The organism is Novosphingobium sp. 18050 (assembly GCF_902706195.1).
Taxonomy (GTDB): Bacteria; Pseudomonadota; Alphaproteobacteria; order Sphingomonadales; family Sphingomonadaceae; genus Novosphingobium.
In genome coordinates this window covers 38,986-61,164 of the sequence record NZ_CACSJO010000001.1, presented here as the reverse complement: position 1 = coordinate 61,164, position 22,179 = coordinate 38,986, and the positions used below count along the sequence as shown (strand labels likewise).

At 63.8% G+C, this 22,179-nt stretch carries 18 protein-coding genes and 3 tRNA genes; 6 read left to right on the top strand and 15 right to left on the bottom strand.

Going from position 1 to position 22,179, the window contains the following annotated elements:
• Positions 1–15 precede the first annotated feature (15 nt).
• On the top strand, positions 16–1,302 hold the full coding sequence (gene eno / locus GVL61_RS00280; RefSeq protein WP_159975677.1) for a phosphopyruvate hydratase: 1,287 nt from the start codon (positions 16–18) through the stop codon (positions 1,300–1,302).
• 122 nt (positions 1,303–1,424) lie between these two features.
• Here the strand turns inward: eno and GVL61_RS00275 are convergent, their stop codons facing one another.
• From GVL61_RS00275 to GVL61_RS00250, 6 genes are all read right to left on the bottom strand, one after another.
• Positions 1,425–1,991: a MarR family transcriptional regulator gene (locus GVL61_RS00275; protein ID WP_159975675.1), complete on the bottom strand. Its 567-nt coding sequence runs from the start codon at positions 1,989–1,991 to the stop codon at positions 1,425–1,427.
• A gap of 186 nt (positions 1,992–2,177) precedes the next feature.
• Complete coding sequence (locus GVL61_RS00270; protein ID WP_235037471.1) at positions 2,178–2,342, bottom strand: hypothetical protein; 165 nt, start codon at positions 2,340–2,342, stop codon at positions 2,178–2,180.
• Between the two features lie 381 nt (positions 2,343–2,723).
• On the bottom strand, positions 2,724–3,146 hold the full coding sequence (gene ribH / locus GVL61_RS00265; RefSeq protein WP_159975674.1) for a 6,7-dimethyl-8-ribityllumazine synthase: 423 nt from the start codon (positions 3,144–3,146) through the stop codon (positions 2,724–2,726).
• A gap of 2 nt (positions 3,147–3,148) precedes the next feature.
• Positions 3,149–4,459, bottom strand: coding sequence for a 3,4-dihydroxy-2-butanone-4-phosphate synthase (ribB, locus tag GVL61_RS00260; protein ID WP_159975673.1), 1,311 nt, complete (start codon positions 4,457–4,459; stop codon positions 3,149–3,151).
• Positions 4,460–4,516: 57 nt separating this feature from the next.
• Positions 4,517–5,320, bottom strand: a complete 804-nt coding sequence (locus tag GVL61_RS00255; protein ID WP_159976586.1) for a crotonase/enoyl-CoA hydratase family protein — start codon at positions 5,318–5,320, stop codon at positions 4,517–4,519.
• 208 nt (positions 5,321–5,528) lie between these two features.
• Positions 5,529–6,365 carry a coniferyl-alcohol dehydrogenase gene (locus GVL61_RS00250; RefSeq protein WP_159975672.1) on the bottom strand — a complete coding sequence of 279 codons (837 nt, stop codon included), beginning with the start codon at positions 6,363–6,365 and terminating at the stop codon, positions 5,529–5,531.
• 250 nt (positions 6,366–6,615) lie between these two features.
• Here GVL61_RS00250 and GVL61_RS00245 point away from each other — a divergent pair, with 250 nt between their 5' ends.
• Entirely contained in the window at positions 6,616–7,404 is a 789-nt protein-coding gene (locus GVL61_RS00245; protein ID WP_159976583.1) for a zeta toxin family protein, read from the top strand.
• Here GVL61_RS00245 and GVL61_RS00240 read toward each other — a convergent pair.
• Positions 7,388–8,380, bottom strand: a complete 993-nt coding sequence (locus tag GVL61_RS00240; protein ID WP_235037470.1) for a YihY/virulence factor BrkB family protein — start codon at positions 8,378–8,380, stop codon at positions 7,388–7,390. The genes GVL61_RS00245 and GVL61_RS00240 overlap by 17 nt on opposite strands.
• A gap of 278 nt (positions 8,381–8,658) precedes the next feature.
• Here GVL61_RS00240 and GVL61_RS00235 point away from each other — a divergent pair, with 278 nt between their 5' ends.
• Genes GVL61_RS00235 through GVL61_RS00220 form a run of 4 tightly spaced genes read left to right on the top strand, consistent with a single transcriptional unit; the run spans position 8,659 to position 15,787 of the window.
• Positions 8,659–10,932 (top strand): autotransporter assembly complex family protein, encoded by a 2,274-nt coding sequence (locus tag GVL61_RS00235; RefSeq protein ID WP_368667095.1) that lies wholly within the window; start codon positions 8,659–8,661, stop codon positions 10,930–10,932.
• The gene (locus tag GVL61_RS00230) at positions 10,932–15,197 is read left to right on the top strand and encodes a translocation/assembly module TamB domain-containing protein (RefSeq protein ID WP_159975669.1); all 4,266 of its coding nucleotides are present in this window, start codon (positions 10,932–10,934) and stop codon (positions 15,195–15,197) included. Before GVL61_RS00235 ends, GVL61_RS00230 begins: the two co-directional genes overlap by 1 nt.
• Entirely contained in the window at positions 15,197–15,391 is a 195-nt protein-coding gene (locus GVL61_RS00225) for a hypothetical protein (protein ID WP_159975668.1), read from the top strand. Before GVL61_RS00230 ends, GVL61_RS00225 begins: the two co-directional genes overlap by 1 nt.
• 60 nt (positions 15,392–15,451) lie before the next feature.
• Positions 15,452–15,787 (top strand): PilZ domain-containing protein, encoded by a 336-nt coding sequence (locus tag GVL61_RS00220; protein WP_159975667.1) that lies wholly within the window; start codon positions 15,452–15,454, stop codon positions 15,785–15,787.
• Positions 15,788–15,846: 59 nt separating this feature from the next.
• Here GVL61_RS00220 and GVL61_RS00215 read toward each other — a convergent pair.
• The 8 genes from GVL61_RS00215 to GVL61_RS00180 form a co-directional block, all read right to left on the bottom strand.
• A tRNA-Lys gene (locus GVL61_RS00215) sits at positions 15,847–15,922 on the bottom strand.
• 51 nt (positions 15,923–15,973) lie between these two features.
• Positions 15,974–16,049, bottom strand: a tRNA-Lys gene (locus GVL61_RS00210).
• Positions 16,050–16,104: 55 nt separating this feature from the next.
• A tRNA-Lys gene (locus tag GVL61_RS00205) sits at positions 16,105–16,180 on the bottom strand.
• A gap of 101 nt (positions 16,181–16,281) precedes the next feature.
• Complete coding sequence (gene rodA / locus GVL61_RS00200; RefSeq protein ID WP_159975666.1) at positions 16,282–17,394, bottom strand: rod shape-determining protein RodA; 1,113 nt, start codon at positions 17,392–17,394, stop codon at positions 16,282–16,284.
• A complete protein-coding gene (gene mrdA / locus GVL61_RS00195) occupies positions 17,391–19,517 on the bottom strand; it encodes a penicillin-binding protein 2 (RefSeq protein ID WP_159975665.1) in 2,127 nt (708 codons plus the stop codon). The genes rodA and mrdA overlap by 4 nt, the downstream gene beginning before the upstream one ends.
• A complete protein-coding gene (mreD, locus tag GVL61_RS00190) occupies positions 19,514–19,966 on the bottom strand; it encodes a rod shape-determining protein MreD (protein ID WP_235037469.1) in 453 nt (150 codons plus the stop codon). The genes mrdA and mreD overlap by 4 nt, the downstream gene beginning before the upstream one ends.
• 98 nt (positions 19,967–20,064) lie before the next feature.
• The gene (gene mreC / locus GVL61_RS00185) at positions 20,065–20,946 is read right to left on the bottom strand and encodes a rod shape-determining protein MreC (RefSeq protein ID WP_159975653.1); all 882 of its coding nucleotides are present in this window, start codon (positions 20,944–20,946) and stop codon (positions 20,065–20,067) included.
• Between the two features lie 110 nt (positions 20,947–21,056).
• Positions 21,057–22,103, bottom strand: a complete 1,047-nt coding sequence (locus GVL61_RS00180; protein WP_159975651.1) for a rod shape-determining protein — start codon at positions 22,101–22,103, stop codon at positions 21,057–21,059.
• Positions 22,104–22,179: the final 76 nt, after the last annotated feature.

The window sequence follows — 22,179 nt, the reverse complement described above, 5'->3', positions numbered from 1 at the left end:
AGGAGAACCGCCAAAATGACCGCGATCATCGACATCCATGCCCGTGAAATCCTGGACAGCCGTGGCAACCCCACCGTCGAAGTGGACGTTTTGCTGGAAGACGGAAGCTTTGGCCGTGCGGCCGTTCCTTCGGGCGCATCGACCGGCGCGCACGAGGCCGTCGAACTGCGTGACGGTGACATGAGCCGCTACCTCGGCAAGGGCGTCCTTAAGGCAATCGACGCTGTCAACGACGAGATCGCCGAACTGCTCGTCGGCTCCGACGCCGAAGACCAACGCGACCTCGACCTCGCCATGATCGAGCTGGACGGCACTGCCAACAAGGCACGCCTGGGCGCCAACGCCATCCTTGGCGTCAGCCTCGCCGCTGCCAAGGCCGCCGCCAATGCGCGCGGTCTGCCGCTCTATTCCTACGTCGGCGGTGTTTCGGCGCATGTCCTGCCGGTGCCGATGATGAACATCATCAACGGCGGCGAACATGCCGACAACCCGATCGACTTCCAGGAATTCATGGTCATGCCAGTCGGCGCCGGTTCGCTGGCCGAGGCTGCACGTTGGGGCGCGGAAATCTTCCACACCCTCAAGAAGGGCCTGCACGAGAAGGGCCTGGCGACGGCCGTGGGTGACGAGGGCGGCTTTGCACCTAACCTCGCCAGCACACGCGATGCGCTCGACTTCATCATGGCTTCGGTCGAGAAGGCCGGGTTCAAGCCGGGTACCGACATCATGCTGGCGCTCGACTGCGCTTCGACCGAGTTCTTCAAGAACGGCAAGTACGAGATCAGCGGTGAAGGCCTTAGCCTTTCGCCTGTTGCTTTCGCTGACTACCTTGCCGACCTGTGCGACGCCTATCCGATCATCTCGATCGAAGACGGCATGAGCGAAGACGACTTCGAAGGCTGGAAGGCCTTGACCGACAAGGTCGGCAGCAAGGTCCAGCTGGTCGGCGACGATCTGTTCGTCACCAACCCCAAGCGCCTGACCATGGGCATCGAGATGGGCCTCGCCAATTCGCTGCTGGTGAAGGTTAACCAGATCGGCACGCTGACTGAGACGCTAGAAGCGGTCTCGATCGCCAACCGCGCCGGCTACACCGCAGTCATGTCGCACCGTTCGGGCGAGACCGAGGATGCGACCATCGCCGATCTCGCGGTTGCCACCAACTGCGGCCAGATCAAGACCGGCTCGCTTGCCCGTTCGGACCGGCTTGCCAAGTACAACCAGCTGATCCGTATCGAGGAAGAGCTGGGTAAGGCTGCGCGTTACGCCGGTATCGGCGCCTTCGGTCGCCTCGGCGCCTGATCGCGTAAAGGATGACGCGGGTGCCCGGCGCCGTGAAAGGCGCCGGGCACCCGCTACCTCCGCTCCGGCTTCCGACCGGCCATCCTTCCATGGGGTAAGAGGACTTTTCCGGCCTGTCGGCGTCAGCGCGCGAGCTGAATTTCCTTGGGGGAATCATCCAGCCTCACGACCGACCGCGATGCGGAGGCGAAGTATTCGAGCATGGCGGCGTAGCCGCGGGCGCTCAACTTGACGTAAACGCGCCGGGCATCGCCAGGGTCCGCCTCTCGTACCAGAAGGCTCTGTTTTTCCAGGATCGCTATCCAGCGCAGAGCCGTCGTCGACGGAACGGCAGAGCCTATGCATGCGCTTGTCACCGAGACGCGGCGACGTTCCTTGGCGGCGATGAACAGGTCCAGCAAAATGTCCCAGGCCGGTTCGCCGAAAAGCTCCTCTGACCGGAAAATCTTGGTGCGGCGGCGCCTGTCTTCGTAAGTCTGCCGCGCCAGCTCCACCCAGATAGGGTGGTCCTGGCTGGCCGTCGCCTTGCCCCCTTCGCGCCCGTCTGCCTCGGCGGAAAGGGATTCGAGAATGGCGGAGGGGCTTTCGCCGATCTCCAGTTCGCGTGCCATTGCGAGAAGTTCGTTGGCTATGCCGATCAACCGGATCGCTTTCGCGCGGTTGCGCATCAACTGGTCCGTGTTCTCCATCGAATAGGGTCACCAGTCGCAGGCCGCACGACTTCGAGAATAAAAGCGATCCGTGCGGCGATTATTTCCAATGTGGCGAGAAAAGCCGCGTTTATCCGAGGTAAGGGCCCGGATGGTTTCGCAAGTCTGCTTCGTTCGCCACGGATACAACCATAAGCAGTCATCCGCATGGGCGTCTTGCTTAGCCTAATCCGTATTGGATGCTTCGCGGGGGAGGTCAAACTCCCGGCATAGCGATTCGATTGCCGCTTCGAGATGCGCGGCTGATACCAGCGCCCCTAGTGCTTCCATGTCGACTAGGCGTGCTTCAAGCTCCGCCAGTAGCGACTTCGCAATTTCGTCCTTGTTCACCCAAGTGTTCTCCAACGGGTAAGGGATACCCCTGTACCTGGGCCCGGAACCCCCCGAGCCTTGGTTAGCGACCCCGCCATTATGGATGGCGTTGATTATAATTAAAGATATCTCCATTTCAGATCAAAATCGGAGATAGTTGAATTGGGACTACACCAATGCGGAGGATTGAAAACCGCGAATTTGGCAATGTCCTAGATGTGAACAATTTGCCGAGAGCGAATTATCATTACTGACTTGCGTAAAGATGAACCGTTGTGAGGTTGGGTGGGTTATTTTGATAGCGGTAAGTATTTATACTTACCATATTGATAGTATATTGGACGCAAAAAAGCCGGCACCCGATATTTGCGGGCGCCGGCTTTTTTCTGACCCGGAGTCTCAGGCGCCGAAGCGTTCCTTCAGGTCGTAGAGGGCGACTGCTGCGCGCGCAGCTTCGCCGCCCTTATCCTTCTGCGCTGAGTCGGCGCGCACAAGAGCCTGATCTTCGTTCTCGACGGTCAGGATGCCGTTACCGATGGGGATGCCGTCCATGGTCAGGGCCATGATGCCGCGAGCGCTTTCGCCCGCGACGATTTCGAAATGATATGTTTCGCCGCGGATGACGACGCCGATGGCTACGTAGCCGTCATAATCGCCGGTGGCGTCGGCGAGCGAGATGGCGGCCGGAATTTCCAGCGCGCCGGGGACGGTGATGACCTCGGCCTTGTGTCCGGCGGCCTTGAGAGCGGCCTTCGCGCCCGCGATCAGCATGTCGTTGAGATGGTCGTAGAAGCGGGCTTCAACGATAAGGAAACGGGCCATGGTCAGTTCGATCCTTCGATAGTGTCGACGATAGGACGCTCGCCGACGATATTCAGCCCATAGCCTTCCAGCGCGACAAGGGAATGGTGCGTGTTGGTCAACAGCACCATGTCGTGGATGCCAAGCTCTGCCAGAATCTGCGCGCCAACACCATAATCGCGCAGCTCCTCCAGATCCGGGGTGCCGCCGGCGCGGAACTCCTGCTTGATGTCCATTACCTTCGACATCAGCTTGTTCATCGGCCGGTTGATGACGACGATAACGCCGGTTCCTTCCTCGGCGATCATGTTCATCGAGCGCTGGAGCAGTTCGGAACGGTTGCCCGTGTCTTCGCCGAAAATGTCGGCGAAGAGGGAAAGCGTGTGCATGCGAACCAGGGTGGGCTGGTTGGGATCTATGCGGCCCTTGACCAGCGCCACGGTTTCGTCGCCGGTCGCCCGGTTGAAGTAGGTGCGTGCGATCCAGTCGCCGCCGTTGCGCGAGTGGAAGGATATCTCGTTGCGCTTCTCGATCATGCGGTCATGGCGGCGGCGATAGGCGATGAGGTCGCGGATCGTGCCGATCTTGAGGTCGTGCATGCGTGCGAAGCCGACCAGGTCGTCCATGCGGGCCATCGTGCCGTCATCGCGCATGATCTCGCAGATCACGCCGGAGGGGTTAAGCCCGGCGAGGCGCGAGATGTCGACTGCCGCTTCGGTGTGGCCGGCGCGTACGAGGACGCCGCCGTCGCGGGCGCGCAGCGGGAAGACGTGGCCGGGGGTGACGATATCGTCGCGGGTCTTGGTGCCGTCGATAGCGACCGAGACAGTGCGGGCGCGATCACCGGCGGAGATGCCGGTGGTGACGCCTTCGCGCGCTTCGATCGAGACGGTGAAGGCGGTTTCGTGGCGGGTGCCGTTGTTGCGGCTCATAAGGTCCAGGCCGAGTTCGTCGGCGCGCTGGGTGGTGAGCGTGAGGCAGATCAGGCCGCGGCCATGTGTTGCCATGAAATTGATGGCGGAGGGGGTCGCCATCTGTGCGGGGATGACGAGGTCGCCCTCGTTCTCGCGGTCCTCATCGTCGACGAGAATGAACATGCGCCCGTTGCGCGCTTCGTCGATGATCTCTTCGATGGGTACCAGGACTTCGCGGTCGTCGTTGGCGAACAGGACGCGCTCCAACTTGCCGAGTGTATCGGCGGTGGGGTTCCAGTCTGCTTCGGTGCAGTCGCGCAGGGTATTTGCGTGGAGACCGGCGGCGCGAGCAAGGCCCGCCTTGCTCATGCCGCCCTCGGAAACGAGCTTGCGCACCTTGTCGATCACATCGGTAGCCATTGAAATGTCCATTCACACATTATGATGTGTGATGGATAAGATTGGCTCACATTGAAATCAAGAGCCCTTGAATTGAGGCGGTCGTTTTTCGAGAAAAGCAGTCACGGCTTCCTCGTGGTCTGCTGTGGCGTGGGCGGCGGCCTGCATCGCGGAGGCCATTTCCAGCAGCGACGCCAGATCGGCGCGGCGACCTTCCCACAAAAGGCGCTTGGTCATGCGCACTGCGTGTGGAGGATTGGCGGCGATGCGGCGGGCGAGGGTATGGGCAGCCGTCAGCAGGTCGCCGTCCGGGACAACGCGGCTGACGAGGCCGCAGGCGAGCGCCTCGGCCGCGTCGATCGGATCGCCTGTCAGCGCCATTTCGGCCGCCTTAGACCAGCCGATGACACGCGGCAGGAGCCAGGAACCGCCGTCGCCGGCGATCAGGCCGAGCTTGACGAAGCTTTCTGCAAACTTTGCGCTTTCGCCCGCGATACGCAGGTCGCACATGCAGGTGAGGTCGCAGCCTGCACCCATGGCAGCGCCGTTGACAGCCGCGATTACCGGCACTTCAAGCGCTGCGAATGCCAGCGGCAGACGCTGGATGCCGCGCTTGTAGTTCAGGCGGGTTGCTGCCGGAGAGCCGGCGTTGAGATTGCCGCCCGGCTTCATCTGGTTGATGTCTCCGCCCGAGGAGAAGCCCTTGCCGGCCCCGGTCAGGATCGCGACGCGTGCCGCAGGGTCGGCTTCGAGGCGGGCGAGGGCGGCGAGCAAGGCTTCGATCACCTTCGGGTCGGAGATGGGATTTCGTAAGGCAGGCCGGTTGAGGGTGAGGAGGACGATGCCTTCATCGTCGATTTCGTAGAGTACCGCCTCGTCCATCGCTTCGCCTTCTGCCCTGTCGTTCACGCCGGATCAAAAGGCGATAGCCCGTCAGGCCGGCCGCACAATCCATTTTCGGTCATACCGTTTACTGCGACAGGTCGCCGTCTTGCTCCGCGTGCAAGGTGACAGTTTCCGGTCATCTGTTTCGTGACCGTATAAACCCGGTGTCACCCTGCGACGTGGGCTGCTGTATGAAGTGGCGGCGTCAGGCGTCCTGCTTCTTTGCCGCGCTCATCATCTTGGTGATATCGACCTGGCCTGTCGCGAGGCCGCCCATGAAACCGCCATCAACCGGCAGGACCACGCCGTTGACGACGCCTGCGAGGTCGGAGTTAATCAGCACCAGCGGGCCGGCCTGCTCTTCTGCGGTAGTGTAACGGCCGAGCGGTTCGGCGGCGGCGTCGACGACTTCCTTGCCCGACGTCGCATGGAAGGTCGCCATCATCGGCGTCTGGGTGGGCGAGGGCAGCGAGCAGTTGATGCGGATGCCCTTCTTGATGAGCTGCGCGCCCATGAACTGGGTCCAGACGATCACCGCTTCTTTCGAGAAGGCATAGCCCTCGGCCACCTGATCAAGGTTGGCTTCGCACCATTCGAGACCGGCCTGGAAACCCTGGGTCGCCAGCAGCTGCATGTGCACGGGAATGCGGCGGCTCCAGCCCAGGCCCCCGGTGGAGGCGATGGAGACGATGGCGCCCTTTGCTCCCATCAGCGGGACGACCTGCTCGGTGAGGTGGCGGGTGCCCAGGAAGTTGACCTTCATCGTGTCCATAGGCGGGAAACCGCCGCCGCCGGGAAGGCCGGCGCAGTTGAACAGCGCATCCACCTTGCCGCCTACGCCGGCGACCGCAGCTTCGATGGTGGCCGGATCGCGCAGGTCGATTTGCGTGAACGAGGCCATCGGCACGCTGCTTTCCTTGAAGTCGAAGCCGTGGACTTCGGCGCCAAGCGAAACCAGCAGTTTCGCGGTCGCTTCGCCCATGCCCGAGAAGCAACCGCTCACGATCACGCGCTTGCCGCTGTAGCCGAGAATATCACTCATCTTGTTGACCTTCCTCTCACACGGGCGCGGGTTCGATGCAGCCCCCATTTCGTTGCGCTGTAGCTAGGCGCTCCGGGGCATTGGCATCAACTGCCTTGCCGGGTCATCGCGGGCACGATGTGGGCGCAATGCTCGCCAGGTCCTGCCCTTCTTGCTAGGCGGAGCGGGGCGAACAGGTCGGCGGGAAGGACCGGGAGTGATGTCGATGGCTCATGGAGGAAGTGCTGATCCGCGCGTCGTCGATGGGGTAATGACGCAGGTCCGGCAGGCGCTTGCGGAGAAGGCGCACCGGCCAGTGGTCATCGGCCTGTGCGGCTCGCAGGGGTCGGGCAAGACTACCCTTGCCGCAGCAGTGCTGGAGGCATGCCGGGCGCAGGACCTGCGCTGCGCGGTATTGTCCATCGACGATATCTACCTGACCCGCGCCGAGCGGGAGGATCTTGCCGACAGGGTGCATCCCCTGTTCGCGACGCGCGGGGTTCCCGGCACCCATGACGTTGCGCTGGGCCTGGCGGTGATTGCGGCCCTCGAACGGGGCGAGGCAAGCCCATTGCCGCGTTTCGACAAGTCCTGCGACGACCGGGAGCCGACAGAAAATTGGCCAGCGGCTCCGGCAGACTGCGAAGTGCTGTTGCTGGAAGGCTGGTGCGTCGGAGCCAGCGCCCAGCCGCCCGTTACACTGGTCCGGCCTGTCAACGCGTTGGAAAGCGAGGAGGACCCCGATGCGATCTGGCGCAGCTTCGCTAATGCGGCGTTGGCGGGGGGCTATGCAGAGCTATTCGCGCGGATCGACCGGCTGGTGCTTCTGGCCGCGCCTGACTTTGCTGTCGTGCGAGGCTGGCGGTTGCAACAGGAAGAGGAACTGGCGGCGCGGCTGGGGGCAGGGGCACAGGTGATGAGTGCGCCTGAGATCGCTCGGTTTGTCAGCCACTATGAGCGGCTCACCCGCCATATTCTGGCGGAGATGCCGGACCGCGCCAATCTCATCGTGAGGCTCGATGCCGCGCGCAGGCCGATCGAGATCACGGCTTTGCGCTGAATATTCTGTCCGCCCGGTGCCGTTCCGCCTCGGCGCGGCGGCGCTTGCGCTTTTCCAGCTGTTCTGCGGAAGGCAGGCCGTCGTCAACCACGTCCGCCAGCACCGCCCCGCGCTCGCCGGGCGGGCGGGCCGGGCCGATGGTGGAATCGCAGAAGGTCTGGCGCTCGATCTCGGCATTGAGCAATGCGCCCAGAAGCACACCGTAGGCCGAGAGGAAGAGCCACATCAGGAACACCACGATAGCCGAGAGCGAGCCGTAAGTGGCGTTATAGTCCGATATATAGGCGACGTAGAGCGAGAAGCCGAACGACACCGCGAGCCACAGCAAAGTCGCCAGTAGCGAACCGGGTGCCAACCAGCGCCACTTGGCAGGGCGGCGGTCGGGGCCGTAGCGCATTATCAGCGCGAAACCTGAACTGCCCAGCGCGATGGCAAAGACCCAGGTGAGTATCTTGAAGAGCAACTGCGTGACGTCGCCAAGGTAGACGCTGGTCTGTATCTGGAGCCACGCGAAGACGCCGCCTGACAGTACGCCCGTGAGTGCCAGCAGGACCGCCGCGAGGGTAAGGCCGCCGGTTCGAAAGGTCTTTACGAAGAAGCCGCGCGTCTCGCGTTCTTCGTTGATGATGTTGAGCGCGCTCATCATTCCGCCGGCGGCGCGCATGCCGCCGTAAACCGCGAAGAACAACGCGATGACGAGCGCGATGCCGGTCACGCCGGAATTGGTCGAGATGATCCGCATCAGCTGCTCTTCCAGCAGGTGGGCAACGTCGGCGGGGACAACCTCGACGATGCTGGCCATCTGCTTGCGCACCATGCCCACATCTGCGACGAGACCATAGACCATGACGGTCGCGGCAATCAGCGGAGTGAGCGCGAGGAAGGTGTAGAACGCCAGTCCGGCGGATAGCAGCCCCAGCTCATGAAAGCCGACCATGACCCAGACCCGTTTGATGACCCGTACCCAGGCTGCCATAGGCATGGTCCAGGGGCTGTTCGCATCCGCGCCAGGCGTTGCTTTGACCGGAGGCTCGGAAGGGGCCGAGCGAGGTTCATCTTCGGTCGAATTTGCGTTATTCATCATCGGCCTGTGTGAACGAGGGAACTTTCGCTGTTGCAGTGCGATAGGCATTTTCAGGAGAGGCCGGGCATCTCGGTCGGGTAAAGGGGTGATTCGTCGCGTTGCTCATGTTTAGGCTAATTGACCACCGGACGGCTTGTTCCCTGCGTTTGCGTGATGGTTGCGCAAGTGGGGTGCTGGCCTTCACTCTCGCCGTTGCAGCAACGTCGGTCGCTGTTCCCGTCGCGGCGCAGGATGCGCCGGACAAGACCGCCGCTCAGGCAAAGCAGGACGCCGCAATGCCGGATCGCGCTGCCGACGCTCCCCCTGTCGAGCTGGAAGCCGGCAAGGTGCCGGTGCCGCCGCCGCCGACCGAGCCGCCGCTTCAGCCGCAGGTCGACCCCATCATTCCGAATGATGAGTTCAACGCTGCCGTGCCGCCGCTCGACGCGGCCGACGACGCCGAACTGAACAAACCGCTCGAATCGATCGACGCTTTCGAGCGGCGGCTCGCAGGTGAGCAGTCCGGCGCGAAGCCTGAAACGGGCGAGGCCGCCCCGCTTGGTGTTGCCGCGCTTGGTGACGGTGATGCGATCGAGGAAGTCGGCGACGCTCCGGTTCGCGACACGGAACTGGCCGCGCCGCTTCCCCCCCTCGACCAGTTCGAGGTTGCGCCTGTCCAGTTCGCGGAAGATGCGCCGAAGGACGAAAAAGACGTCGAAGTCCGGTATCACCTCGATCTGCAGGGGCTCGACCTTGCTGACAAGGAAAGCGATACCGACCTCAAGGGCGAATTCAAGGCACTGTCCGCGCTTGAAAAGGGACACGGCAAGGCTGCCAATACCGCGATGGTATCCGCACGCCTGACCGAGGACAGCCAGCTCATGGAAACGGTACTGGCCTCGCAAGGCTGGTACAGCCCGGTTGTGCGGACCCGGCTGGAGCCGCCTACCGATCAGGCAAATCCCGCGCTGGGCGCGGTGATCGCGGTGACCCCCGGCAAGCGTTACGTGTTCTCCGATATCATCCTCAAGTCCGATCCGACCGAGCCGGCCAATCTTGTGGCCGATAACTTCGCGATCAAGGTCGGCGAGCCGATCGTTGCCGAGCGGGTGCAGGGCGCCGAAGCTCAGATCGCAGTGGCGCTGCCGGAGAACGGCTATCCTTTCGCCGCCGTGGGTGAGCGCGATATCCTGCTCGATCAGGCTACCGGCGAAGGCGTCTATACGTTGCCGGTCACGGTTGGCCCGCGTGGCCGCTTCGGTGGTTTCGTCACCGATGGCGATCTCGCTTTCGACGCCAAGCACGTTCAGGTGCTGTCCCGCTTCAAGCGTGGCGAAATCTACGACAGCCGCAAGGTAGACGATCTGCGCAAGGCGCTTGTCGCCACGAACCTGTTCTCGACCGTGGCGGTCGAGCCGCAGAAGACCGGCGAGGATGCGGGCGACGGCACCGAATACGTCACCCTACACGTCAAGCAGGACGCCGGACCGCCGCGTACCATCGCCGGCTCGCTGGGCTATGCTGCCGGTGAAGGCATAACGGCGCAGGCGACCTGGACCCACCGCAATATGTTCCCGCCTGAGGGTGCGCTGATCGCCCATGCCATTGCCGGCACCCGGCAGCAGGGCGCAGGTGTTACCTTCCGCCGCTCCAACGACGGCAAGCGCGATCGTACACTGGAGATCGTCGCAGAGGCGTTCCACAACGATTACGATGCTTACAGCGCCTACACCGGCCGTCTTGCGGCGCGTATCGCGCGGGACTCCACGCCGATCTGGCAGAAGCGCTATACTTATGCCTTCGGCGTCGAGTTCCTGGGTACGGCCGAAACGGATTACGACTCAGCCACCGGCGGTCGCAAGCGCAATACCTATTACGTTGCGGGCGTGAACGGTCAGGTCGGCTTCGATACATCCGATGATCTGCTCAACCCGACCAAGGGGTTCCGCGCGACCGCACTTGTGCAGCCGGAAGCGACCGTGCGCGGGGGCTTCGATCCTTACGTGCGAGCACGTATCGACGCCTCGACCTATTACCCGATCAACGACAGCCTGGTGCTGGCGGGCCGGTTACGTTTCGGGACGATCCAGGGGGCGGGCCTGTTCGACATCGCTCCTTCGCGGCGGCTCTATGCCGGCGGCGGCGGTTCGGTACGCGGCTACGCCTACCAGGCGTTGGGCGAGCAGGCACCGGACGGTAATCCGGTCGGCGGGCGCAGCCTGAACGAAGGATCGTTCGAGGCGCGCTACCGCTTCGGCAACTATGGCGTGGTTGCCTTCGTGGACGCTGGCCAAGCCTACCGCGAAACGACACCGCAGTTCAACAATCTGCGCTACGGCGTCGGTATCGGCGGGCGTTTCTACACGAATTTCGGGCCGATGCGCCTCGACATCGCTACCCCCATCGCCCGAAAGCCGGGCGAATCGCGCTTCAACCTCTACGTATCGATCGGGCAGGCGTTCTGATGGCCGACGACAAGAACCAGGACGCAGAATCGCAGGTGGATACCGTCTCGACCGAAGCCGAAATCGCACCCGCCGGCCCTTCTCGCTGGCGCAAGGTTCGGGTGAGGGCGCTCAAGACCGTCGCCTTCATCGTGCTGGGTGTCATGGCCTTCGTGATCGCCGTGGTGCTGGGCATCAACACCGGACCCGGCCGCCGCTTCGTTGCCGACCAGATCGCCGGGCTCGAATTCGAGAATGGAATGCGGATCACCGTGGCCCGCATCGACGGTTCGCTTTACGGGAAGATGATCCTGCGAGGCCTGTCGGTCCGCGATCCGCGCGGTGAATTCCTGTACTCGCCCGAGATCCGTGTCGACTGGAGCCCCTTCGCCTACCTCGAAAACCACGTCGACGTGCGCAGCGCCACCGCGCAGCGCGTCGTCCTGCGCCGTTCGCCGCAGTTCCGCGACACCCCGCCGAGCGATGCTCCGCTGCTGCCCGATCTCGACATCGACGTCGGCACCCTGCGCATCGACCGCTTCATCGCCGAGCCTCCAGTGTCCGGCCAGCGCCGCATCATGACGGTGTCGGGCCGCGCCCACATCGCCGACGGCCGCGCGCAGATCGACGCCAAAGGCGGCACTATCGCCGTCGAAGGCAAGGGCGGCGGCGACCGCTTCACGGCAGTCCTCGACGCGATCCCCGAGCGTAACCGCCTCAACCTCGCGGTCGACATGGAGGCGCCTAAGGGCGGCCTTATCGCTACTTTGGCCGGCCTTACCCAGCCTACGACCCTCAAGCTGACCGGCAAGGGCGACTGGACGGCATGGAACGGCAACCTTGCCGCGAATCTGGGCGACGGCGACCTTGCGCGGCTGGCCCTGAGCGCGCGCAACGGCACTTTCACGATCAAGGGCCCGACCCACATCGCGCGCATGTTCACCGGCCCGACCGCGAACCTGCTCGGCCCGGTCATGAGCGTCGACCTGACAGCAGCATTCGACAAGCGCCGCGCGAAGCTCTCGGGCATGATTTCCAGCGATGCTTTCAACCTGACTCCGAACGGACTTGTCGACCTGTCATCCAACAGGTTCGAAGACCTCAAGCTCGCATTCGTCCTGCTCAAGCCTTCGGCCATCGCCGAGAACCTGAGCGGTGCCGGGGTCAGCGCCAACCTTGCGCTCGACGGGGCTTTCACCGCGCCCAACGTAGATTACCAGATCGCCGCCACGCGCATCGTCATGAATGACATGGGGCTGGAAAACCTGACCGCGAACGGGGCGGCGAAGGTCGACGGAGCCCACATCAAGATCCCGGTCGCCGCACGTGTGCGCCGCATCACCGGTCTCGATACCGTGGCGGGGGGCACTCTTGCCAACGTAACGCTCAACGGTGACCTCGCGATCGACGGTACGCGCGTCCTTTCGGACAATATGCGCATCCGCTCCGATCGCATCGATGCGAAGCTGCTGCTTGCGGCAGACATGAGCAAGGGTCTCTATACAGGCGCGATCGACGGCAAGATCGACAACTACCGTGTCGACAGCGTCGGTATCTTCAACATCAGCACCAACATGGACCTCAAGACAGAGGCACAGGGCTTTGCATTGCAGGGCACGGTGCGGGCGCGCTCGACGAAGCTGCTGAACGACAGCCTGCAGACTTACCTGGGCGGCAATTTCTCGGCCTCTTCGAACGTCCGCTACGGTTCCGACGGCGTTGCGCGGTTCTCCGCCGTACGCCTGACCGCGCCGCTGCTGCGGGTAACCGGCGGGCAGGGCAGCTGGTCCCCCGACGGGCGTATCTCGCTCGCCGCGAATGGAACGTCCAGCCAGTATGGCGCGCTTGGTGTGCGGGTGACAGGCACCATCCAGAACCCCGATGCCCATGTCACGGCCGAACGTCCGGGACTCGGCATCGGCCTCGCCAATCTCGACGCGCGCATCACCGGCGCGCCAGGTGGCTACCGCCTCGATGCGAAAGCGGATACCGACTACGGTCCGCTTACCGCAGATGTGAACCTCGGCCTCGGCAAGGCCGTTTCGGTACAGATCAACAAGGCGAACCTGTCAGGTGTCGATTTCGCCGGACGGCTGGTGCAGACACCGGCCGGGCCGTTCGCGGGCCAGTTGACCGCTAACGGCAACGGGGTGGGCGGTCTCGTCCGCCTCGATGCTGAGGGCAAATACCAGGCGGCCGACTTCAACCTGCGGGTGAAGGATGCGACGTTCCAGGGCCCCGCAAAGCTCACGATCGGGTCCGCCATCGTCGATGGGCGCGCGGTGCTTTACGACAAGCCCTATATCGTTGCCGACGCACAGATCGCCGGCACCAGCGTGGGCGCTCTCGACCTTGCGGCTGCGCGTCTCATCGTCGATTACCGCGACGGGCGCGGCAAGGCCAAGGGCCTGATCGAAGGCGTCAGCGGCGTGCCGTTCCGCCTTGGTCTCAATGCCGACCTTCAGCCCGAACTGTGGCGCGTGGCGCTGCAGGGCCGGGTACGCGGCCTCGACGTCAAGACCTCCTCGCCCGCCCGTATCGTTCCCAAGGGCGATGGCTACGAACTGCTCCCCACCAGCATCGCCTTCGGCGGCGGCAGCATCCAACTGGCCGGCTCATACGGCGAGGGCATGAAGGTGCAGAGCCGGCTGGAGGGCGTGGACATGGCGTTCGTGAACGCCTTCGTGCCGGGATACGGTATCGGCGGCAAGGCGACCGGCAGTCTGGACTTCGAGCAAGCCAGCGCCGCCGCCTTCCCGCGCGCAGATGCCCGTCTGACGCTCAGCAACTTCACCCGTACCAGCTCCAGCACGGTCAGCCAGCCGGTCGACATCAACTTCGTCGGCAAGCTTCTCCCGGACGGTGCAGAAGCCCGCACGGTATTCCGCCGCCGGGGCACGGTGATTGGCCGCATGGTCGCCAGCCTGAAGCCGCTACCGCCGGGTGATGGCCCCTGGATGACGCGCCTGATGCAGGCCACGCTGGGCGGCGGTATCCGCTACAACGGTCCTGCTGACACGCTGTTCTCCTTCGCCGGCCTGCCAGGGCAGACGCTCTCAGGCCCGATCGGGCTTGCCGCAGACTTCTCGTGCCGCGTCTCCGATCCATGTATCAACGGCGTCGTCCAGGGCCGCGACATGGTCTACGAGAACCAGGCTTATGGCACCCGGCTCAGCTCGATGGCGCTGGCGGGCAAGTTCACTGGTAACACGCTGGAACTAACCTCGCTGACCGCCAAGGCCGGCGATGGCACCGTTACCGCGAGCGGCAAGGTCAGCCTTGCAGCGGATGCCGGCTATCCGATGGACCTTAGCGTCAAGCTGGACCGTGCCCGCCTCGCCCGCAGTGATGCGCTTTCCGCCACTGCAACGGGTTCGCTGCGCTTTACCAAGGTAGCCGGAGAGGCGGCGCTGCTCTCAGGCGAGATCAGGCTTCCGGAAACCCGCTACCAGATCGTGCGAGAAGGCGCCGCGCAGGTTCCCCGCCTGACCGGGGTCCGCTTCAAGCCACCCGTTGGACCGCAGCGTATCACCGGCGATGAAACCGCACCCAAGGCCGCGAGCGCTTTCGCGCTGGTGCGGCTGGACCTCACCTTGCGGGCGCCGGAAAAGCTCTATGTCTCGGGCATGGGTCTCGAATCGGAATGGAGCGCCCGTTTCAAGATCACCGGCACCAGCGCGGCTCCCAATGTCGCTGGCCAGGTCAATCTGGTGCGTGGCACGCTGGGCTTCGCCGGCCGCTCGTTCGAACTGACCGATGGCCTGATCTCGTTCAACGACAGTGAAATGTTCAATCCGACGGTGGCGATCACCGCTACCGACGATGTCGAGGACGTAACCGTCAACGTGAATGTGTCGGGCCGTGCGCAGAACCCTCAGATCGACTTCTCGTCCGATCCCAGCCTGCCGGATGACGAAGTGCTCTCGCGCATCCTGTTCGGCAGTTCGATCGCCAACCTTTCGGCGCTCCAGGCCGTGCAGCTGGCATCCTCGCTCAATTCGCTCAACAGCACTGGTGGCGGCCTCAACCCGCTCGGCAAGCTGCGCTCTGCGGCGGGAATCGACCGTTTGCGCATCCTTGGCCCCGATGAGGCCAGCGGGCGCGGTACGGCGGTGGCAGCCGGGCAGTACCTGACGGATGACATCTACGTCGAACTGATCACCGACGCCCGCGGCTTTACCGCCACGCAGCTGGAAGTGAGTGTCACCAAGTGGCTCTCGGTCCTAAGTCAGGCAGGCGGTTCGGGCGTCAACAGCGTCAACGTGCGCATCAAGAAGGATTACTGATGCGCAAGGTCCTGATCTCGGTTCTCGCGCTTGCTGCCCTGCTTGGGGGGTGTAAGCGCGAGCCGGATTTCGAGGAACGCTACGACGCGGCGAACAAAACCATCGTGGACAAGGCCAAGGCGATCGATGCGCAAATCGCCGGCACCGGCGTTCCTCCCGCCGAGGCCGAACAGGACGATAACGGCGAGCGTTGAAACTCCGGGTTTACTTCTGGCTGCTAGGGCGATTGCCAAGGCGGCAACAGGGGCATTCAGGTGCAGGATAATGACAACGGCGACCGTTTGAACGCACGGCGTACGGTCCTGCTTCAGGCACGCTGCCGCAAGACCCGGTGGCACGTCTTTCCGGTCGAACTGGGCGATATCTCGCAAGGCGGCTGCAGCATCGTCGGCAGCTCTGAAAGCTTCGCGTGCGGCGAGCATGTGCAGCTGCGGGTGGCCCATCTCAAGCCGATCGAGGCCGAGGTCCGGTGGCTGCTGCCGGACAAGGTCGGTGTCGAGTTTCGCACCGCTCTCAAAGCCAGCGTGATCGAGGAACTGGGCGAAACCTACAGCATCGCCGTCGGGCCAGCATCGCAAGCCTCAGGTTGACCGCGAAAGGCCTGCCGGTCGCCTTGCGGCGAGGAATGTATCTGGCGATGCAAGGGGGGTGGTGGACGCACTTGGGCTCGAACCAAGGACCCGCTGATTAAGAGTCAGCTGCTCTACCAACTGAGCTATGCGTCCCCACGAGGGGGGCCGGGCCGATCGATCCGATGGCACCGGATTGGTAAGGTATGGTGGACGCACTTGGGCTCGAACCAAGGACCCGCTGATTAAGAGTCAGCTGCTCTACCAACTGAGCTATGCGTCCCCATGAGGGGTTTTCCGTCCAAATCGAGCCGATGAAGGCCCGGACGAAGTAGGTATGGTGGACGCACTTGGGCTCGAACCAAGGACCCGCTGATTAAGAGTCAGCTGCTCTACCAACTGAGCTATGCGTCCACGCTACCTGCCTCTGAAGCCTTGCGGCCCCGCTGATTCGGCGGCGGAGACGTCCCTATAACGGGCTATTTCGAGATGGGAAGAGGTAACTTGAAAAACTTTCAGGCAAGCGAGCCTCGTCCCTGATTCCAGCGGTTTACGGCCATGATGGTGCCAAGGCATATCATGTTGGTCAGCATCGACGTTCCGCCGTGGCTCATGAAAGGCAGGGGGATGCCTACGACCGGCGCCAGGCCCATGACCATCATCAGGTTGATCATGACGTAGAAGAACATCGTCGCTGTCATGCCAGCGGCAAGGAGGCTGGAGAAGCGGTCCGGCGCACGGCGGGCCACGCTCATGCCCCAGCCCAGCACGATGGCGAAGACCAGCAGCACGAAGAACCCGCCGACGAGACCCCATTCCTCAGACATCGTTGCGAAGACGAAGTCGGTATGGGGTTCGGGCAGGTATTGCAGGTGGCTTTGCGTGCCGTTGCCGAAGCCCTTGCCGAAGATGCCGCCGGAACCGATGGCGATCTTCGACTGGGTGATGTGGTAACCTGTGCCGAGCGGGTCGGCTTCTGGGTCCAGGAAGACCAGCACGCGGTTGCGCTGGTAATCGTGGAGAAGGGTGAAGAAGGCGATAGGGGCGATCACCAGAAGCGCCCCGCCGGCGCTGACGAACCACCACAGCGGCAGTCCGGCCAGGAACATCGTTACTACGCCGCCGAAGCAGACCGCAGTTGCCGTGCCGAGGTCGGGCTGGATCAGGACGAACAGCGCAGGCAGCGCAATCAGCACGCCCGCCGGAACGAGACCGCGCCAACTGGCGGTCATGGCGTGGGGAAGGGTCTCGTAAAAGCGTGCGAGAACCAGGACGATCGCCGGTTTCATCAGCTCCGATGGCTGTAGTGACATGAATCCGAGGTTCAGCCAGCGCTGGCTGCCGCCGCCGACCGCGCCGATCAACTCCACTAGGACGAGCAGGCCGAGGATCGCGCCGAAGACCGGATAGGCGGCCATGCGGAACAGGTTCCGGCTCATGTGCGAGATGACGATGGCCATGACGAGGAAGATGCAGAAACGTATCACATGGCTCAGCGCATAAGGCTGCAGGCCGCCGCCGGCTGCCGAATAAAGCACTGCCGCCCCCAGAGAAACGAGGGCGCAAAGGGGGATCAGCATAAGCCATGGCTGGCGGGAAATCGCTTCGGGTACGATCGAGCGGCTCACTGGGTGCCTCCGGTGTTGCCGGGGCGGGCCGCGCCCGGCGTCGGCCCTTGCGGTGCGCTTTGCGGAGCGACGGGTGCCGGGGGAGCGGGGATGGTGGCTGCTTCCGGTTCGGGCGCGGGCGACTGGGCGCCGCTGACGATGGGCTGGCGCGGTTCCTGCGCGGCCTCGGCCTCTTGAACCTTGCGGCTTTCCTCTTCCGACGAGACTGCGGGGGCTCCGACACCGTACTGGGCGGAATAGGCGCGGTAACGGGCGTCGAGCCGCTCCTTGGCGGTGCCGCCCCATTTCTTCTCAAGGTCGGTCAGGATGTCCATGCCCTTCTGCTTATCGAAGATATAGGTCAGGACGTCGCGCGCAATGGGATAGGCAGATCCGGAGCCACCGCCATGCTCGCACACAACCGCGCAGGCATAGCGCGGATTTTCGGCCGGGGCGAAGCTGATGAAGTGGCCGTGGTCGCGGTGCTTCCACTGGCCGCCCTTGCCGTTACCGATGTTGAGGCCGACGACCTGCGCGGTGCCGGTCTTGCCGGCCAGCTTGATGTCGGGGAACGGCAGTCTCGCATGGGGGGCCGAGCCGGGACCGTTGGCAACGTCCGACATTGCCTGATGAATGTAGGCGAGGTGTTCGGGCGGAATGCCGAGCGAAGGCGTTTCCTTATGCTCCTGATCGTGGATCAGGCGCGGCATGATGATCTTCCCGCTGGCAAGGCGCGAGGCCTGCACGGCCTGCTGTAGCGGGTTCACCAGGAAGTAGCCCTGTCCGATGGTGGCATTGACCGTGTCGAAGGTCTGCCATTCCTTGTGATATTTCCGCAGCTTCCACGCCGGATCGGGCACGGTGCCATAAGATTGCCCGACGACGGGAAGTTCGAATTCCTGCCCGAGGCCAAGCCGCCGCGCCATGAGGGCGATCGGGTCCATGCCGATGCGCTGGGCGAAGTGGTAGAAGTAGACGTCGCAGCTCTGGTAGATGCCCTTGGCCATGTTGACCTGGCCGTGGCCCCGCCGGTTCCAGCAGTGGAACACGCGGTTGCCCACGCGCAGGCCGCCGCCGCAGAAGACCGATTCGTTGGGGTCGAGGCCGGCTTCCATGAAGGACAGCGCCACCATCGGCTTTACCGTCGATCCCGGCGGATAAAGTCCGCGTAAGACCTTGTTGCGCAAGGGAACATGGTCGTCGTCCGACAGCATCTTCCATTCCAGACGGCCGATGCCGTCTGAAAAGCTGTTGGGGTCGTAGCTGGGCATCGACGCCATCGCGAGAACGTCGCCGGTCTGGCAATCCATGACGACGACGGCGGCCGATTCGGGGCCGATGCGCCGCGCGGCATAGTCCTGGATGCCGGCGTCGATAGTCAGCTTGATGGTTTTGCCGGGCACGTCCTCGCGGGTGTCGAGGTTGCGCACGATGCGGCCCGATGCGGTCACTTCGACACGCCTTGCGCCGGGCTTGCCGCGCAGGTCTTTCTCGAATATTTTTTCGAGCGCGTCCTTGCCGACCTTGTAGCCCGGCGTGATCAGGACCGGATCGTGGTCCTTCTCGTATTCCTCTGCCGAGGCGGCGCCGACATAGCCGATGAGGTGTCCTACCGAGGGGCCTGTCGGATAGAAACGCGAAAACCCGCGCTGGGTGACCACGCCCGGCATATCGGGCAGGCGCACGCTGACGGCGGAAAAACGTTCAAGATCGAGGCCGGTGGCGACCTCCACAGGCGCGAAGCCGTGCGACTTGTCGAGCTTGTCCTGAAGGTCCTGCATCGCGATCGGGGTGAGCGAGAGCAGGCGGCCGAGTTGGGCGATGGTGCGCTCAGCGTCCTGCATCTGTTCGGGCACGACGTCGACGCGGAAATCGGCGCGATTGGAAGCGAGCGGCGTGCCATTGCGGTCGAGCAACCAACCCCGGCGCGGCGGAATCAGCGAGAGGTTGACGCGGTTGCTCTCGGCCTCGAGCTTGTACTTCTCGTTCTCGAACACGGCGAGGTAGGTCATGCGCGAGGCCAGCAGCAGGCCGATGCCGCCCTGGATCCCGGTCATCACCACCGAGCGCCTGTCGAAGCTGTTGCGCAGCGTGCCCGTGGTGACGTGGGGCTGGCGCAGCAGGCGCCGGAAGCTGAATTTCATCGCAGGACCATAAACGGGGTCAGGCGGAGACGGTCTATCAGAGCCACGAAACGGCCGACGAGGGGATAGGATAGCACGGAGATCACGACCTGCGGAACGATGACACGAAGGGGGGCTGCAGCGCCGGCAATATTCGAGATGCCAAGACACAGTATGATATAGGCGATAATCAGGCCGATCGCCACCAGCCACTCGGTCAGGAAGTTACGCCAGGGCAGACGCGCCTCGATAACTTCGAGGACGATCGCGCAGATCGACCACAGCAGGACCGCCGTGCCGAAAGGCTGGCCGGAGAACAGGTCGTCGAACAGGCCGAGTGGAAGACCCGCCCAGATCGGCATCAGGCCTGGGCGCAGTTGGCGCCAGGCGAGGAACATCAGGAAGCCGAGCGGCGGCAGGACCGGGGCTGAAGCGATCAGCACCCAGCCGGGCGCGACCGAGCCCAGCATGATCGTGAGCCACGGAAGGCTCCCGGCGAGCAAGCGCGACGGCCTGCGGTTGATCCTCTGCCTGACCATGCTTTCCGTGCGGGACAGCAACGGCACGCCTATTCGCTCCCGGGCTTGGCTTCGGCCGGGGGCGGCGGGGCAGGTGCCCAAGCCCTTTCGACGGTGACGTAGTCGGTGTCGGATGGATTGCTCAGTACCCGGGCGATGGCGCCGTCGCGCAGCAACTTGGTGACGACGGCCATCGGAGTGCCGGGGCGGTAGAGGCCGCCCGATCCAGTGGTCACCAGCACGTCGTCCGGACGCAGCGGGTTGAGGCCCAGGTTGATGAGGCGAATGCGGATCGTGCCGTCGCCCTGACCTTGCGCGAAGGCTGCAACGCCGTCGCGCGCACGGCGCACCGGGACCAGGCTTTCGGTGTCGGTGATGAGCAGGACCCGCGAACTGGACGCGCCCACTTCAAGTACGCGGCCGACGAGGCCCAGCGGCGAGCGTATCGGCATCCCCTTGGCCACGCCGCGGTCCGCACCTGCGCCCAAGGTGGCGAAACGCCGCGTGCTGCCGCCGGTGGAGCCTACAAGGCGTGCGTAAGTGACTGGCTGCATGTTATCGTCACGCAGGTCCAGCAACTGCTTCAGGCGGCGGTTCTCGTCCTTGGTCGCCTGCGCTTCGGCAAGGCGAACCTTGGCTTCGGCCAGTTCGCGTTCCAGTCGGGCATGTTCGCTGCCGGTCGTGAAGAAGCCGGAAACCTCGGCGAAGAATTCCCTCGTCGCGCTACGGCCGCCGGCACTCGCCTGTGCGGCGGGTTCGGTCACGTCGGCGGCAGCTCCGCGCAGCAACGCAAAAGCGTTGGGGTTTACGATCGCGACAACCAGCAGGACAAGGCCCACCACCGCGCCGATGACGCCGGCGGCATAGCTGAAGAACGTCGAGTACTGCGCCCTGCGGGAAAAACCGGAGCGCCGATTTGCTGGCGGTGCCATGCGCCATGCACTCCTGTCATCTTCGCGGCGTATCCGTGCAGGAAAGGCTCGCCGCGCACATCATGAGGGAGGCGGCCGTCCGTAAGACCGGCCGCCGCACCTCGCATTAATCAGGCGGACATCAGGACGCCGCGATAGATCGGGTCTTCCATCGCGCGGCCGGTGCCCAGCGCCACACAGGACAGCGGGTCCTCGGCGACGCAGACGGGAAGGCCGGTTTCCTCGCGCAGGTAGGCGTCGAGGCCCTGGATAAGCGCGCCGCCGCCGGTGAGCACGATGCCCTGGTCGACGATGTCGGCAGCCAGTTCGGGCGCGGTGTTCTCGAGCGCGATGCGCACGCCTTCGATGATCTGCCCGATCGGCTCGGCCAGCGCTTCGGCAATATTGGCCTGGGAAATCGTGATTTCCTTCGGCACGCCGTTGACGAGGTCGCGGCCCTTGATGTGGATCGTTTCACCCACGCCGTCGGCCGGCATGATGGCGATACCGTAGTCCTTCTTGATGCGTTCCGCCGTAGCGTCGCCGATCAGGAGGTTGTGGTGGCGGCGGACGTACGAAACGATGGCTTCGTCCATCTTGTCGCCGCCGATGCGCACTGAAGTGGTGTAGGCAAGGCCACGCAGCGAAAGCACCGCGACTTCGGTGGTGCCGCCGCCGATGTCGACGACCATCGAACCGACCGGCTCGGTGACGGGCATGTCGGCGCCGATCGCTGCTGCCATAGGCTCCAGGATCAGGTAAACCTGGCTGGCGCCGGCATTGCTGGCCGCGTCGCGGATCGCGCGGCGTTCCACCGAAGTGGAGCCCGACGGCACGCAGATCACGATCTCGGGATAGCGGAAGAGGTTCTTCTTGCCGTGCACCTTGCGGATGAAATGTTTGATCATTTCTTCCGCGATTTCGATGTCGGCAATGACGCCGTCACGAAGGGGACGAATCGCCTCGATGTTGTCCGGGGTCTTCCCCATCATCATCTTGGCGTCGTCGCCGACGGCCTTGACCTTCTTGATGCCGTTCAGCGTTTCGATCGCCACGACGGAAGGTTCGTTCAGGACGATTCCGCGATCCTGCACGTAGACCAGCGTGTTAGCTGTCCCGAGGTCGATCGCCATGTTCTGGGAGCCGAGTTTGAAGAATCGCGAGAAGACGCCGGCCATCTAAAATCCGTTTCTTTCCAATCGCTTCCCGAATGGGCCTCGGAACCTGCGACAGGGGTTTTTGGGTGGGAGGGCA